13 protein-coding genes and 1 tRNA gene are annotated in these 13,715 nt (G+C 63.2%); 7 read left to right on the top strand and 7 right to left on the bottom strand.

The annotated features are described in order from the left end of the window. The first annotated feature begins 157 nt into the window (after positions 1 to 157). Positions 158 to 232: transfer RNA gene (locus tag F8S13_06245), tRNA-Lys, on the top strand. Positions 233 to 442: 210 nt separating this feature from the next. On the opposite strand, the gene F8S13_06250 is transcribed toward F8S13_06245, so the two are convergent. The 3 genes from F8S13_06250 to F8S13_06260 all read right to left on the bottom strand — a co-directional run bounded on the left by F8S13_06250 (position 443) and on the right by F8S13_06260 (position 2,869). Then, the gene (locus tag F8S13_06250; GenBank protein KAB8144470.1) at positions 443 to 847 is read right to left on the bottom strand and encodes a hypothetical protein; all 405 of its coding nucleotides are present in this window, start codon (positions 845 to 847) and stop codon (positions 443 to 445) included. A gap of 275 nt (positions 848 to 1,122) precedes the next feature. Then, on the bottom strand, positions 1,123 to 2,031 hold the full coding sequence (locus F8S13_06255; GenBank protein KAB8144471.1) for an intradiol ring-cleavage dioxygenase: 909 nt from the start codon (positions 2,029 to 2,031) through the stop codon (positions 1,123 to 1,125). 139 nt (positions 2,032 to 2,170) lie between these two features. Beyond that, positions 2,171 to 2,869, bottom strand: a complete 699-nt coding sequence (locus F8S13_06260; protein ID KAB8144472.1) for an HAD family hydrolase — start codon at positions 2,867 to 2,869, stop codon at positions 2,171 to 2,173. Between the two features lie 125 nt (positions 2,870 to 2,994). On the opposite strand from F8S13_06260, the gene F8S13_06265 reads away from it, so the two are divergent. Continuing rightward, positions 2,995 to 3,930: a TIGR01777 family protein gene (locus F8S13_06265; protein KAB8144473.1), complete on the top strand. Its 936-nt coding sequence runs from the start codon at positions 2,995 to 2,997 to the stop codon at positions 3,928 to 3,930. A 66-nt stretch (positions 3,931 to 3,996) separates the two neighbouring features. Here F8S13_06265 and F8S13_06270 read toward each other — a convergent pair whose 3' ends face one another. Both F8S13_06270 and F8S13_06275 read right to left on the bottom strand, forming a co-directional pair. After that, positions 3,997 to 4,815 carry an STAS domain-containing protein gene (locus tag F8S13_06270; protein ID KAB8144474.1) on the bottom strand — a complete coding sequence of 273 codons (819 nt, stop codon included), beginning with the start codon at positions 4,813 to 4,815 and terminating at the stop codon, positions 3,997 to 3,999. A 140-nt stretch (positions 4,816 to 4,955) separates the two neighbouring features. Beyond that, positions 4,956 to 5,756 carry an STAS domain-containing protein gene (locus tag F8S13_06275; GenBank protein ID KAB8144475.1) on the bottom strand — a complete coding sequence of 267 codons (801 nt, stop codon included), beginning with the start codon at positions 5,754 to 5,756 and terminating at the stop codon, positions 4,956 to 4,958. A 126-nt stretch (positions 5,757 to 5,882) separates the two neighbouring features. Between F8S13_06275 and F8S13_06280 the strand changes: the two genes are divergently transcribed. The 3 genes from F8S13_06280 (at position 5,883) to F8S13_06290 (ending at position 8,411) form a co-directional block, all read left to right on the top strand. Continuing rightward, complete coding sequence (locus F8S13_06280) at positions 5,883 to 6,368, top strand: hypothetical protein (GenBank protein KAB8144476.1); 486 nt, start codon at positions 5,883 to 5,885, stop codon at positions 6,366 to 6,368. A gap of 74 nt (positions 6,369 to 6,442) precedes the next feature. Continuing rightward, the gene (locus tag F8S13_06285) at positions 6,443 to 6,880 is read left to right on the top strand and encodes a winged helix DNA-binding protein (protein ID KAB8144477.1); all 438 of its coding nucleotides are present in this window, start codon (positions 6,443 to 6,445) and stop codon (positions 6,878 to 6,880) included. Between the two features lie 157 nt (positions 6,881 to 7,037). Beyond that, positions 7,038 to 8,411, top strand: a complete 1,374-nt coding sequence (locus tag F8S13_06290) for an MATE family efflux transporter (GenBank protein ID KAB8144478.1) — start codon at positions 7,038 to 7,040, stop codon at positions 8,409 to 8,411. Positions 8,412 to 8,414: 3 nt separating this feature from the next. On the opposite strand, the gene F8S13_06295 is transcribed toward F8S13_06290, so the two are convergent. After that, complete coding sequence (locus F8S13_06295) at positions 8,415 to 8,897, bottom strand: hypothetical protein (protein KAB8144479.1); 483 nt, start codon at positions 8,895 to 8,897, stop codon at positions 8,415 to 8,417. Positions 8,898 to 9,106: 209 nt separating this feature from the next. Continuing rightward, positions 9,107 to 9,970, bottom strand: coding sequence for a helix-turn-helix domain-containing protein (locus tag F8S13_06300; GenBank protein ID KAB8144480.1), 864 nt, complete (start codon positions 9,968 to 9,970; stop codon positions 9,107 to 9,109). Between the two features lie 163 nt (positions 9,971 to 10,133). On the opposite strand from F8S13_06300, the gene F8S13_06305 reads away from it, so the two are divergent. Beyond that, complete coding sequence (locus F8S13_06305) at positions 10,134 to 11,018, top strand: SDR family oxidoreductase (protein ID KAB8144481.1); 885 nt, start codon at positions 10,134 to 10,136, stop codon at positions 11,016 to 11,018. A gap of 307 nt (positions 11,019 to 11,325) precedes the next feature. After that, the gene (locus F8S13_06310) at positions 11,326 to 13,686 is read left to right on the top strand and encodes a family 43 glycosylhydrolase (protein KAB8144482.1); all 2,361 of its coding nucleotides are present in this window, start codon (positions 11,326 to 11,328) and stop codon (positions 13,684 to 13,686) included. Positions 13,687 to 13,715 lie beyond the last annotated feature (29 nt).

The raw sequence follows: 13,715 nt of genomic DNA on the forward strand, positions 1-13,715 counted from the left end.
CAAGGGCCGCAGGTGTTGCCTGCGGCCCTTGGCCATGCTCGGCATCATACAGACGCCGCCAGATCGAAAATACGGCGTACACACGCCATACTCCCGCAAACCGCCAGCATGGCATTTGCACAAACGGCAAAATTGGATATAATAATCAGCGTTGTGCGGGCTGGTAGCTCAGTGGCAGAGCAGTGGCCTTTTAAGCCAATGGTCGTGGGTTCGACCCCCACCCGGCCCACCAGCACGACCGAATGTTAAAATAGCAGCTTCCCACAAGGGGGCTGCTGTTTTTGTTGGGCGCACCGCAAACGCCACGAAGCCCTAGCACGCACACATCCTAGCCCTGCACACGCTTCGTGAAAACCTAGGTAGCCAAACGACAAAAAAACGAGCCGCCAGCATGTTGTTGCTGGCGGCTCGTTTGTAGGGATATAAAAGTGGCAGGGAAGGGCTAAGACTTCCAGCAGCCATAGCGGTTAAAGCTCACCCTAACCCAATCACTACCCGATTGTATCGATGGGACATCGCCATAGCAGGTAACGGTTTTGGATAGGCCGGGATTTGCAATAGCCAGCCCGATCGTGACCTGAACCTTCCCCTTCCACCACCACCCGCCTACCCAGTAGTTACTTGGGCCAGGGTAGCCAAAATATGCCCCATAGGTGACCACACTGCCATTTTGGTTTGGCCCCACGATCTGAAGGCTGGTGGCGGTAACACCGCCCTCCGCCGAGCTGATGTAGATCTGCTGGCCATTCCAGGCCGCCCGTGCGGTTGGTGCGGGGCTGACGATGGACGTGGCGAGGAGCAACGTGACGAGGACCAGCAGTCGTGCGAGTAGACGAGGTGGATTCATGCAGGTTCTCCTTGATGGTAGGATGGGTGGATAAGGGGAACAAATCACATCGTCGTATGCGATTCCTATCCAGTATAGATCGGATCGCCACCCTTGTAAAGACTACATAGAGATGATAGTGCAGGTTTGTTGCGAACAAGCGGCAGCCTTGCTCAGCGCTGCTCCCTGAGCAAAAAGATTCGGCCCAGATCGCCACCACACGATCTGGGCCACCTGTCTGCATCACGGCCACATACAGCTTGTAGCTAACGGTAATGTCCTCGCGTGGCGCGCCACTACGCGGCTACACCCACGGTCAGCCGCGCGGTGTAGCCGCTGGCCACATCGCCGCTCAGCGTGGCCATCTGCAAGCTGTAGCCATCGCCAAAGATATTGTCGCTCTCCAGCGTGATCCGCGAGAGGTTGGTGACGCTCTGCTCGTAGCCTGCGGTGGCGTAGACCGCAGCGCACACATCCTCGGGGAAGGCCAGCTGCGAGGTGTGGATGGCGCTGCTCGACGACGTGGCCGAGGCCAGCGAGGGGTAGATCTCGAAATGGATGTGCGGCCAGCGCCCCGCGTAGCAGCCGGGGTAGATTGAGGTGAACGTCACCTGGCCCGCGCCATCGGTCTCCTGCACGCCGCGCAGGTAGTCCTCGCCCGTCACCCCGCTGCTGTAGAGCGAGTAGCTGCCCTCGCGATTGCAGTGCCACAGATACACCGCGTGGCCCGCCAGTGGCGCGCAGTCGCCCGCCGCATTCACGATAGTGAGCACCACCTGCAGGGGGATGCCCGCCGCAGTGGTGCCGCTGGTGGTGCTGGTGCGGATATCGCTGCGCACGATCCCCGAGCGCGTCAGCACGTTCAGCGTCTGGCTTGAGGCGTTCGAGCCATCGGCGGGGTAGGGGCCTGCTGTCTCAGTCGGGATCTCATCCACGCACACCTCGGCGCTGGCCGTGGCCGCGCTGGTCGCCGTGGGTACGCTGGTTGGTGTGGGTGCGCTAGTCGCCGTGGGGATCGCAGCGACCTCCGTCGCAGCTGGCGGACGGGTGGCGCTGGCAGGCCCGCAGCCCGCGAGCAGCATGCCAATGCCGATCGCACCCATCCTCAGGATGCGCCTGCGCTCAAGGTCTGGGCGGGTCATCATATTCAGGTCGGCCTGAAGCCCTAGATCATAGATGTCGCGCTCATCGTGCTGCTCTGCCATCTCTTCTCTCCTTGCATACGCTGCGGATCAGCCCGCAGCGCTCGTCTATATGCACAACTATACCGAAGCAAGATAGATTCGATATGCAGATCCGATAAAGAAGTTCTATAGATCGAACAGCAGCATCGAACAGCAAAGGCTAGCGCATCCCCAGCAGATCGGGCAGATCAAACAGCGAGTCGATGCGATCTTCCAGCTTGCCCACATAGGCCCCTGCGGCGTCGATCAGGATGCCGCGAACCCCGCAGGCCCGCGCGCCCTCGTAGTCGTCGGCGTAGGTGTCGCCCACATACGCCGCCTGCGCGGGCGGCACGCCCAGCCGCGCCAGCGTGTCGAGGAAAATGCCGCTGGCAGGCTTGCGCCGCCCATGCACATCGGATGTCACCACGATCTCAAAGAAGTCGGCCACACCCATGGCGGCCAGGTTGCCATGCACCAGGTTGGCATCGTGCGTGTTGGAGATCACGCCGAGGCGGTATGTGCTGGCCATGCGGCGAATGAACGGCTCTATCTCGGGCAGATACACCGTGCCCTGATTCCAGTCGGCGATGTAGCTGGCCGAGAACTGCCGCAGGAACTCCGGCTCGACCGCGACGCCCAGCGTCTGAAAAAAGCGACCGCTCACCACATCGATATGAAACTCGTCCAGCGTGCGCCGCGACTCGGCCTCGCAGTCCTGGAAGTGGGTCGAGAACTGCTGCGAGAACTGCTCGTAGCTGATGGGGATCTGGCGCTCGCGCAGCAGCTGGAAGGTGCGCGCATGCGAGTCGGCGCGGAAGTGGCCGTGGGTATAGCCGACCAGGGTGCCGAAGAAATCGAACAGGATGTGGGAGATCATGATAGCTGAGCCTCGTCTAGAATCGATGATCGCCTATCGTAGCATATCCCCGTGCTTGACACTCACTACTAGATCATGGTAATCTCTATTGTGAAATAAATCACATTATAAAACCGAGGCCGTCTATGGACAATCCATCGCTGGTCATCGCCGGGGGCAGCGGGTTTCTCGGCCAGGCCATGGCACGCCACCTCAGCCAGCGTGGCTACCGCATCAGCATCCTCACCCGTGGGCCAGCCCGCACCAGCGCGCACGCCACCTACATCCCCTGGGATGCCCAGAGCGTCGGCCCTTGGGCGCACGCGCTGGATGGCGCGGCAGCCGTGATCAACCTCGCGGGCAAGAGCGTCAATACGCGCTACACCCCCGCCAACCGCCGCGAGATCATCGAGTCGCGGGTGCGCTCGGTGCGGGCTATTGACCAGGCCATGCGCCGCTGCCAGCAGCCCCCGCCCCTGTGGGTGCAGGCCGGGTCGCTGGCGATCTACGGCGACACCACCCAAACCTGTGCCGAGGATGCGCCCTACGGCGAGGGGTTCCCCGTCGAGACATGCATCGCCTGGGAGCAGGCATTCGCCCAGGCCTCGTACGATCAGCGCAAGGTGCTGCTGCGGATCGGCTTTGTGCTGGATGCCGAGGGCGGCGCGCTAGAGCCGCTGGCCAAGCTCGCACGGCTGGGGCTGGGCGGCGCGGCAGGCAGCGGGCAGCAATACATCAGCTGGCTGCACATCCACGATTTCCACCGCATCATCATGTGGTGCCTCAGCCAGCAGACCGCCAGCGGCACCTACAATGTTACCGGACCCAGCCCCGCCACCAACCAGGCGTTCATGGCCGCGCTGCGCCGCAGCCTGCACCGCCCTTGGAGCCCGCCCATCCCTTCGGCGGCGGTACGGATCGGCGCGTGGGCCATGCGCACCGAGGCCGACCTTGTGCTGAAGGGGCGTCGCTGCATCCCCGCCAGGCTCCTGCGCGAGAGCTTCACCTTCGACTACCCCGAGCTACGGCCAGCGCTCGACGCTATCTTCGCCCCAGCCGCGCCGCGCGCCGCGCTTGGCTAGTGCGGGCAACACAAAGCCCCACATGGCAAAACCATGTGGGGCAATAAGTGCACGTGTGGCGCGGGCCTACTGCCGCAGCGCGAAGGCGATGCCGCTCTGCAGTGAGCTAAGCGTGATAATCCCAGCCAGATCAACCCCCAGCCCCACCAGGGTCTGGGCTACCTCGGGGCGGATGCCAGTGAGCACCACCTTCGCGCCCAGCAGCTTCACCGCCTGCGAGGCGTGGATGAACACATTCGCCACCTGGGTGTCCACGATCGGCACGCCGGTGATGTCCAAGATAACGATCCGCGCGCCTTTCTCGGAGACGCCCTCCAACAGCGAGCCCATGAGCTGCTGCACGCGGCGCGAGTCGACCGTGCCGATCAGCGGCATCACCACAATGGTGTCGCTGATCGCCAGCAGCGGGGTGGATAGCTCGGCCAGCGCGGCCTGCTGCTGCGCGATGATCAGCTCCTGCTGCTCGCGGTCGCGCAGCTCGCGCTCCTTCTGCTCGGTAATATTGAGCACGCTCTGCATCACATAGCGCGGCGTGCCGGGGCGCTGGGGCAAGTGGGTGTAGGTCGAGTGCACCCAGAGAAAGCCATGGGGGTTGGGGATCTCATCCTCATAGATCTGGGGCTGGCCAGTTGCGATCGCCAACAAGAAGCGATTGATCAGATCATCGTGCTGCTCGGGGTGGGTGATCTGGGAGAGCAGCGTGCCCGGCTTGGGCATGGAAAAAGTATCAGGCATGTTCGATGAGATCAGGGCAAGCTGGAAATCGCGCTCGGCCACCTGCTCGTAGACCATGGTGAGCATCGGCATGGCATCGATCATGTCCTGAAGAAACTCAAGCGAAATAAAGCCAGGTGACAACGACATGGGTGTTCCTCTAGCAATCATAGCACAAACGAATAGAGAAACTGTACGAGATAGGGCATACCATCGTATTACCTTCTCACACATTCCTAACAAAATACCGCCCCGCCGACTCGATTGATCGGGCGGAGCGGTATGAGCGGGATGAGATGGGATGGATGCGCTCAGCGCTTGAGCGCGAAGGCGATGCCGCTCTGCAGGGAGCTGAGCGTGATGATGCCAGCCAGATCGACGCCTAGGCCCACCAGGGTCTGCGCCACCTCGGGGCGGATGCCGGTGAGCACCACCTGCGCGCCCAGCAGCTTCACCGCCTGCGAGGCGTGGAGCAGCGCATTGGCCACCTGGGTGTCCACGATCGGCACGCCGGTGATGTCCAAAATCACGGTGCGGGCGCGCATCTCGGCCACGCCCTCCAGCAGCGCGATCATGATCTGCTGGACGCGGCGCGAGTCGACCGTGCCAATCACTGGCATCACCACCGTCTCATCAGTGATCGCCAGCAGCGGGGTAGAAAGCTCGGCCAGCGTGGCCTGCTGCTGGGCAATCATGATCTCCTGCTGCTCGCGCTCCTCTTGCTCGCGCTGCCGCACCAGCGTGATGTCCTCGGTCGTCACCAGGATGTGCTTGGGCAGGCCGGACCGCTGGGGCAGCAGCTTGTAGATAGCGCGGAACCACACCTGGCCGATAGGCAGGGTGAAGCTCTCCTCGACCACCACAGGCTGGCCAGTGGCGCAGCAGTCGCGCAGGCGCTGCATCGCGCGCCCAACCTCGCTCGGCGGCACCAGCTCATTCACCAGCTTGCCCGCAAGCTCGGGCAGCTGAGTCTGCTCGTGCACCAGCCGGTTGGCCCACACTACACGGTAGATCTGCTCGCCCTCTTGCCGATAGACGACAATATTAAGCGGTGCGGTATCGAGAATATCAGTCTGAAGGATGTCGATTGGATAGGTTGAGTTAGGTATCATACTGAGTTATGCCAACGATATAATAAGAGCAGTGGGATGAGTGTACACGTTCTTCATTACCGAACTAAAACCATCCCCATATACTGCCGTATTAGTTGATGGCACTATGCAAGGATGAGCCAGCCGATGAGCGAGCGATACCTTGAGCGCAAGTTCACCGTGCGCGCCCACGGCAGGGCGCTGGTGCTGCACAAGCGCGAGCAGGAAAAGCCCGAGCACCGTGTGATGATGGCGCTGCTGTGGGCCATGTACCTGCCGAGCTACCCCGACATCCGTATCGATGTGCCAGTGGGCGTGCGCTACCGCCCCGACCTGGTGCAGCTAGATGCGGCGGGCCAGCCAGTGTTCTGGGGCGAATGCGGCGCAGTGGGGGCCGAAAAGCTAGAGCATCTGTGCCGCCACTACCGCGATACCCACCTGGTGCTGGCCAAGTGGGAGACCCGGCTCGACCGCGTGGCCCAGCAGATCGAGCGGGCGCTGCGGGGCGTGCGCCGCACCCAGCCGATCGAGCTGATCGGGCTGCGCAGCCAGCACGCGCACGCGATCGCGGCCTCGGGCGAGATCGATAGCAAGCTGGAGGGCGTAGAGCGGCTGCGCTGGGAAGCTCGCTAGTATTGGGTCTTGACATTGTCCACAGTTCGAATTAAAATGATTTCAATTCAAACTAATTAAATGGCAGAAGCGCTATGAGCAGAGAGCAAGAGTACGAGATCCAATACCTGCTGCGGCTGATCGGGCTGAACACCATGACCTTTGTCAACCAGCACCTGCAGCAGTACGATCTCACCAACCAGCAGGGCTGGATCCTGCGCTTCCTCGACAAGCAGGAGCAAGAGGGCCAGACCGTGTGCCAGCGCGACATAGAGGACGTGCTCGACATCACCAGCTCGTCGGTCACTAGCCTGCTGCAGGGGCTGGAGCGCAAGCAGTTCATCGTGCGGCGCAGCAGCGCCAGCGACGCGCGGGTGAAAGAGCTGTTCATCACCGACAAGGGCCGCGCGCTGATCGCCGATTTTGTCGGCATTTTCCAGCAGGTCGAGGATCTGCTGGTAAAGGGGCTGACTGGCGACGAGCGCCGCATGCTGGTGGGCCTGCTGCAGCGCGTGGCCAACAACATCGGCTAGGCCACGTTTGCGCATATAGCTCGAATTCTAACTTTCTTCCCGGCAGCACTGCTCCGCTCACCCCAGGAACGTAAGGGGAGGCTTCATGGCGTTTCTGCGACCAATTAGCTTGAATTGAAACCTTCCGCAATCGAACTATTTTTCTAGGAGGCCAGTCATGGCACACTCAGCAACCTACTATTTTGAAGAAGCGCCCGTTCCCAAGGCCATGCTGCACATGGCGCTCCCGCTCATCCTCTCCATGTTTGTCGGCGTGATCTTTGGCCTAGTGGACAACATCTTCATCGGCATGCTCGGCGACGCCGAGAAGGTGGCCACCGCCGTGATGGCCCTGCCCGTGCTGGCGCTGCTGATGGGCATCGCCAACATCTTCGGGGTGGGCTGCGGCAGCTATATCTCGCGGCTGCTGGGCGAGCAGAAGCCCGGCGAGGTGCGCGCGGTCTCGTCGTTCGCGTTCTGGGCCACCTGCGCGGCGGGCGTGGTAGTCAGCGTGCTCGGGCTACTGTTCCTCGACCCGATCGTGGACATGCTGGGTGCGACCGAGCAGCTACGCGCCGACACGCGGAATTTCGTGAGCGTGTTCTTCATTGGCGGCGTGCCGATCATGCTCAGCTTCGCGATGGGCCAGATCGTGCGGGCCGAGGGGGCCGCCAGCGAGGCGATGATCGGCATGGTCGCGGGGATCGTGATCAACCTCATCCTTGACCCGCTATTCATCTTCGGGCTGCACCTAGGGGTGGCCGGGGCAGCATGGGCCAACATGCTCTCGAATGCGCTGATGACGCTGTACTATATGTGGTATCTGACGCGGAGAAGCCAGCAGCTCTCGATCCGGCTGGGCGACTTCCGCTGCAGCGCCACCATCCTGAAGGAGTCGCTCTCGATCGGCGTGCCGGTGTTCCTGACCGGGCTGCTGATGGTGGCCTCGTCGCTGAGCCTGAACAACTTCGCGGCGCTGCATGGCGAGATTGTGGTGGCCGTATTGGGGATTGCCATCCAGGTGAACAATCTGCCGCAGTTCCTGATCAGCGGGCTGTGCGAGGGCGTGCAGCCGCTGATCGGCTACAACTTCGCCGCAGGCAACGGCCAGCGCATGCATCAGATCATCCGGCTGGCGGGGTGGATCTCGCTGGGGCTGGGCGTGGTGCTGTCGAGCGCGCTGTTCGTGGTGAGCGGCCAGGTGCTGGGGCTGTTCATCCACGATCCGGCGGCGGTGGCGCAGGGCACGGCGTGGTTCCAGATCGCGATGCTGGCGCAGATTACGTACGGTGGGATCTATCTGTTCAACAGCATCTTCCAGGCGGTTGGGAAGGCAGTGCCGACATTTGTTATGTCGACAGCCCAGGGCGCGCTGTTCATCCCTGCGGTGGTGCTGGGCAACATGTGGCTGGGAGTGTGGGGTGTGGCCGCCGCGCTGCCGGTCTCCGAGGCGGGCACGGCGGTGCTGGGGCTGGCGATCTACCTGGCCATCCGCAAGGGGCTGCAGCGCCCCGCCGCCAGCGATAGCGCCCCGCTGGCGACGGGCGCATAGCCGCTAGGCGGTGGGGATGTCGCGTAGGGCGTAGAGCGCCTGCAGGCCCTGAAACAGGACAAACAGAACAAACACATGCAGCGCCACGCCCAGCCAGAACCCCGCCAGCACGAAGATCAGGGTGTCCACCGCATAGATGCCCATGCCCACGATAAAGGCCCAGGCGTGGTCGCGGCGGACCAGCCAGCCGAAGGCCGCAAACATGGCCACGATACCGAGGTTGAGCAGCACCTCTACGATCTTCAGCAGCGCCAGAGCAGAGCCGCTCAGATGGTCGGAAAAGCCCATCGCGGCACCCTCGACCACCTGGGTGATGGCTAGGCCGATGGCAAAATCGAAATTCGCGCCGAACAGCATGATAATTGAGTTCAGGAGGGAGAGGCCAGCGATCGCAAAGAAACCGGCAGATCCGCCACGCAGGCGATTCTCGAAGGTGAGCTGCGCCTGGATGGCTGTACGTTCAGAAAGCATCTCGGGCGTAGACATGGGCATACCTCGCAGCATGTATTGATATCGGGGTGTCGTGTACGCTGTGGTTCTGCGCTGATGGCAGCATAGCGATCAGGGCGCTATCACACACCATCAGGGTATCATTTTGTCGGCCCTATTGTAGAATAGATCGCCGTTTTCGGCAACAAAAAACAGCGTACTGGTGCAAGAAAGGGCATACACGCTCCCAACGAGGTCAGTAGCTCCTAACGCCGAGCCGCTGGCTCCCGCGCGGCAGCCAGCAGCTGCTCGATCTTCTCGGCGGTGCCGGTGCCGGGGCGCGGCGTGTGGATGAGCAGCCGCAGGTCGCTAGAGCCAACCGCCTGCAGCCAGAGGAAGTCGAAGTGCAGCACGCCCACCTGGGCGTTGCGCATCGTCTTGCGGCCCTCGGAGACATCCCCTACCTCGTGGCGCGGCCACAGCTCGCGGAACATCGGGCTGATCTCGCTCAGGTCGGCGATCATCTCGGCCCACCACGGGTCGCCGATAAAGCGCCCGTAGCCCACGCGGAACTGGGCCAGGTACACGCGGGCAAGCTCGGCCCACTCCAGGTTGTTGCGCTGGCCGTGCTCGCTAAACAGCCGCCAGATCAGGTTGCGCTCGCGCTCATTCGTAGCATCCCTCACAACAAAGGTAAGACGATAGGCATCATTGCAGGCCACAACGTTCATGCGTGCATCCACCGCACCCGCAGGGGCCGCGCCCAGATGATCGAGGAACTGCTGCACCATCGGGCTGACGGTGGGGGGCGCAAAGGTCTCGACCGGCGCAGGCTGCCGTAGCGCCAGCAGGAACAGGTGGTCGCGCTCGCTGGCATCGAGGCGCAGCACGCTGGCCAGCCGCTCCAGCACCTGCACCGAGACATTGATGTCGCGGCCCTGCTCAAGCCAGGTGTACCACTCGGTGCTGACGCCCACCAGCAGGGCCACCTCCTCGCGGCGAAGGCCAGGGGTGCGGCGACGCAGGCCGCGCGCGAAGCCCGCCTGCTCGGGCGCGACGCGGGCGCGGCGGCTGCGCAGGAAGGTGGCCAGCTCGTGCTGGCGCTCAAGATCGAGCGATTGAATAGCCATGCTTGTTCTCCCACAGAACCCAAACAGGAAGCGTGAGTTCTAGGATAAGCGCTTCTCTCGTCAAAGCGGCAGCGATATTATACCCTTTTGCCGGTGAGAGATTCAGGACAGCGCCGAAATTGCCCGGCGCAGATCCTGATCAAGATGATTGGAGAGGGATACCATGCATATCTTTGTCACTGGTGCGACGGGCTTTGTGGGCAGCGCCGTGGTGCGCGAGCTGCTGGATGCAGGGCATAGTGTGGTAGGGCTGGCGCGATCGGATGCGGGGGTGGCGGCCCTGGCCAGCGCGGGCGCAGCGGTGCAGCGCGGCACGCTGGAGGATCTCGACATCCTGGGCAGCACCGCCGCTGCAGCGGATGGTGTGATTCACACCGCCTTCATCCACAACTTCAACGACTTCGCCACCTCGGTCGTGGCCGACCGCAGGGCGATCGAGGCGCTGGGGGCGGCGCTGGAAGGCTCGGGGCGACCGCTGATCGTCACATCGGGCATGGCCGGGCTGGCCGTAGGCCGCGCCGCCACCGAGGACGATGTGCCAGATGAATCGTTCCCGCGCGTCTCGGAGAAGGTCGGGCTATCGTTCGTGGAGCGGGGCGTGCGGGCCATGGCCATGCGGCTGCCGCCCTCGGTGCACGGCAAGGGCGACCACGGCTTTGTGCCGCAGCTGATCAGCGTGGCCCGCGAGCGCGGCGTGTCGGCCTACGTGGGCGCGGGCGAGAACCGCTGGGCCTCGGTGCACCGCCCCGACGCGGCGCGGCTCTACCGCCTAGCACTGGAGAAGGGCGAAGCGGGCACACGGCTGCACGCCATCGGCGACGAGGGCGTGCCCGCCCGCGTGATCGCCGAGGTCATCGGGCGGCACCTGGGCGTGCCGGTGGTCTCCATCCCCGCCGAACGGGCCGCCGAGCACTTCGGCTGGATCGGGGCGTTCTTCGCAATAGATATACCCGGCAGCAGCACGATCACCGAGCAGCGCTTCGGCTGGAAGGCGCAGGGACTAGGCCTGATCGAGGATCTGGAGCAGGGACACTACTTCGACCGCTAGCGCCAGCCAAAGCCACAAGCGCCCCCTCGGGATGCCGAGGGGGCGCTTTTTGGCGTGGTTGACATGATGGCGCAAGCAGAGCATTGTGCTGATCGCTCTTAGGTTCACCCAACCATTGAGCAGGCAAAACAATAGCGATACTATCTTTTGTTCTTATATTTCTAGTAATTTGTTCATGTATTGACACAAGAACATCTACATGATAGGATCGGAACATACCGCAGAACAACCCGGCTAGAATCTCGCGCGCACCTTTTTTGTTGCCCTAGTACATCGTGCACTGCTTCCAAGGAAGGGAGAAAATCTCATGGCGAGAGCGATGTTTCGCACCACGCTGGCCGCAGCGCTGATCGTAGGCGTGCTGGCCCCCAGCTTTGTTGGGGCCAAAGGCAAGCAGCCCCCACCGGCCAATCCCCCGACGTTTACGGATGTCTCGGTCCACGACCCCTCGGTGATCAAGGTTGACGACACCTACTACGTATTCGGATCGCACCTCGCCTCGGCCAAGACCAAGGATCTGATGCAGTGGACGCAGATCTCGTCGAGCGTGAGCGCCGACAACCCGCTGTTTGACGATGTGCTGACCGAGCTGAAGGAGACCTTCGACTGGGCGCAGTCGGACACGCTGTGGGCGCCAGATGTGGTGCGACTGAAGGATGGCCGCTTCTACATGTACTACAACGCCTGCAAGGGCGACTCGCCCCGCTCGGCCATGGGCGTGGCCGTGGCCGACAAGGTGGAAGGCCCCTACAAAGACCTGGGCATCTTCCTGAAGTCGGGCATGTGGGATCAGACCAGCGAGGACGGCACGATCTACGATGCGCGCGTGCACCCCAATGTGGTAGACCCCAACGTGTTCTACGACCACAAGGGCCAGCTGTGGATGGTGTACGGCTCGTACTCGGGCGGCATCTTCATCATGAAGATGGATGAGCACACTGGCAAGCCCGTGGCCGGGCAGGGCTACGGCAAGAAGCTGCTGGGCGGCAACCACAGCCGGATCGAGGGCAGCTACATCCTCTACAGCCCCGACACGCGCTACTACTACCTGTTCATGTCGTTCGGCGGGCTGGCGGCAGATGGCGGCTACAACATCCGCGTGGCTCGCTCGCGCAACCCCGATGGCCCCTACTACGATGCCCAGGGCACCGACATGATCAATGTCAAGGCCAACCCCGACCTGCCGCTGTTCGACGACGCCTCGATCGAGCCGTACGGCGTGAAGCTGATGGGCAACTTCCTGTTTGACCGCAAGGTGGGCGACCCGGGCAGCGGCATCGGCGTGGGCTATGTCTCGCCCGGCCACAACTCGGCCTACTACGACGCCAAGAGCGGCAAGTACTTCCTGTTCTTCCACGCCCGCTTCCCGCAGCAGGGCGAGACCCACCAGGTGCGCGTGCACCAGATGTTCATGAACCAGGACGGCTGGCCGGTGGTCGCGCCCTACCGCTACACCGGCGAGACCGCCGACACCGTGCGCTGGGACGAGATGGCCGGGTCGTACAAGTACATCAACCACAACAAGGCGATCACCACCAGCATCACGCTGGCGCAAGACATCACTCTGCTGCCCACGGGCAGGATCAGCGGCGCGGTGAGCGGCACGTGGCTGAAGACTGGCCCGAACAGCGTATCGATCAAGATCGGCGGCGAGCGCTACAGCGGCGTGTTTGCCCGCGAGTGGAACCCCGACGAGGCCAAGTACGCGCTGGTCTTCACCGCGCTGTCGAAGCAGGGCGTGGCGATCTGGGGCCGCAAGTACCAGGTGCTGAGCGACAAGCAGGCGGTGGCCGCCGTGGTGAGCGACCTGAGCCTGGGCGACACCAGCGCGGTGATCGCCAACCTGTCGCTGCCCACCGAGGGCACCCAGCACAGCACGATCGCGTGGCAGTCCTCCAACCCCGCCGTGGTCTCGGCCACGGGCGTGGTGACGCGCCCGACGCCCGATGTGGGCGACGCGACCGTGACGCTGACGGCGACCATCACAAAGGGCAAGGCGACCGCCACCAAGAGCTTCACGGTGGTGGTGAAGGCCAAGAAGCTGGGCGGGCTGATAGCGCACTACGCCTTCGACGGCAGCCTGGCCGATAGCGCAGGCCTACAGGGCGACGGCAGCGTGACGGGCGCGCGAATCGACCAGGCGGGCGGCAGCATCGGCTACGACACGGGCGTGAAGGGCCAGGCGGCGGTATTCGACGGCGCATCGGGTGTGAAGCTGCCCAGCGGCATGTTCCAGGGCAACAGCTACTCGGTGGCGCTGTGGCTGAAGCCCGCGCAGCTGACGGCCTACACCACCACGTTCTTCGGCGCGCGCGACGCCAACCACTGGGTCAGCCTGCTGCCCATGGGGCACAGCGGCGTGGGCGGGCGCACCATGGTATGGTCCGGCTCGGTGCCGTGGTACGACTCGGACACTGGCGTGCAGATCCCGACGAATGCGTGGAGCCACGTGGCCTTCACGGTCAACGAAGGTACGCTCACCATCTATGTGGATGGCGTGCAGAAGTACAGCGGCGCGAACTTCCCCGATGTGTTCACCAGCACCGACGCGACCTTCGCGCTGGGCGTGAACTGGTGGGATGCGGCCTACAAAGGCCAGATCGATGACCTGTGGCTGTACGACAGCGTGCTGACGCCCGAGCAGATCGCGGCCCTGGCGGCCAAGTAGCCACGGCGTAGGCGCAGAGCAAAGGGCCA

It is taken from the genome of Chloroflexia bacterium SDU3-3 (genome assembly GCA_009268125.1).
Taxonomy (GTDB): Bacteria; Chloroflexota; Chloroflexia; order Chloroflexales; family Roseiflexaceae; genus SDU3-3.

Excerpts from the sequence above, each read along its gene's own strand:
- F8S13_06280 (KAB8144476.1), top strand. The coding sequence starts at position 5,883 with ATGAGCGAGCGATACCTTGAGCGCAAGTTCACCGTGCGCGCCCACGGC.
- F8S13_06270 (KAB8144474.1), bottom strand. The coding sequence starts at position 4,815 with ATGATTGCTAGAGGAACACCCATGTCGTTGTCACCTGGCTTTATTTCG.
- F8S13_06275 (KAB8144475.1), bottom strand. The coding sequence starts at position 5,756 with ATGATACCTAACTCAACCTATCCAATCGACATCCTTCAGACTGATATT.
- F8S13_06250 (KAB8144470.1), bottom strand. The coding sequence starts at position 847 with ATGAATCCACCTCGTCTACTCGCACGACTGCTGGTCCTCGTCACGTTG.
- F8S13_06295 (KAB8144479.1), bottom strand. The coding sequence starts at position 8,897 with ATGTCTACGCCCGAGATGCTTTCTGAACGTACAGCCATCCAGGCGCAG.
- F8S13_06310 (KAB8144482.1), top strand. The coding sequence starts at position 11,326 with ATGGCGAGAGCGATGTTTCGCACCACGCTGGCCGCAGCGCTGATCGTA.
- F8S13_06305 (KAB8144481.1), top strand. The coding sequence starts at position 10,134 with ATGCATATCTTTGTCACTGGTGCGACGGGCTTTGTGGGCAGCGCCGTG.
- F8S13_06260 (KAB8144472.1), bottom strand. The coding sequence starts at position 2,869 with ATGATCTCCCACATCCTGTTCGATTTCTTCGGCACCCTGGTCGGCTAT.
- F8S13_06285 (KAB8144477.1), top strand. The coding sequence starts at position 6,443 with ATGAGCAGAGAGCAAGAGTACGAGATCCAATACCTGCTGCGGCTGATC.
- F8S13_06300 (KAB8144480.1), bottom strand. The coding sequence starts at position 9,970 with ATGGCTATTCAATCGCTCGATCTTGAGCGCCAGCACGAGCTGGCCACC.
- F8S13_06290 (KAB8144478.1), top strand. The coding sequence starts at position 7,038 with ATGGCACACTCAGCAACCTACTATTTTGAAGAAGCGCCCGTTCCCAAG.
- F8S13_06265 (KAB8144473.1), top strand. The coding sequence starts at position 2,995 with ATGGACAATCCATCGCTGGTCATCGCCGGGGGCAGCGGGTTTCTCGGC.
- F8S13_06255 (KAB8144471.1), bottom strand. The coding sequence starts at position 2,031 with ATGGCAGAGCAGCACGATGAGCGCGACATCTATGATCTAGGGCTTCAG.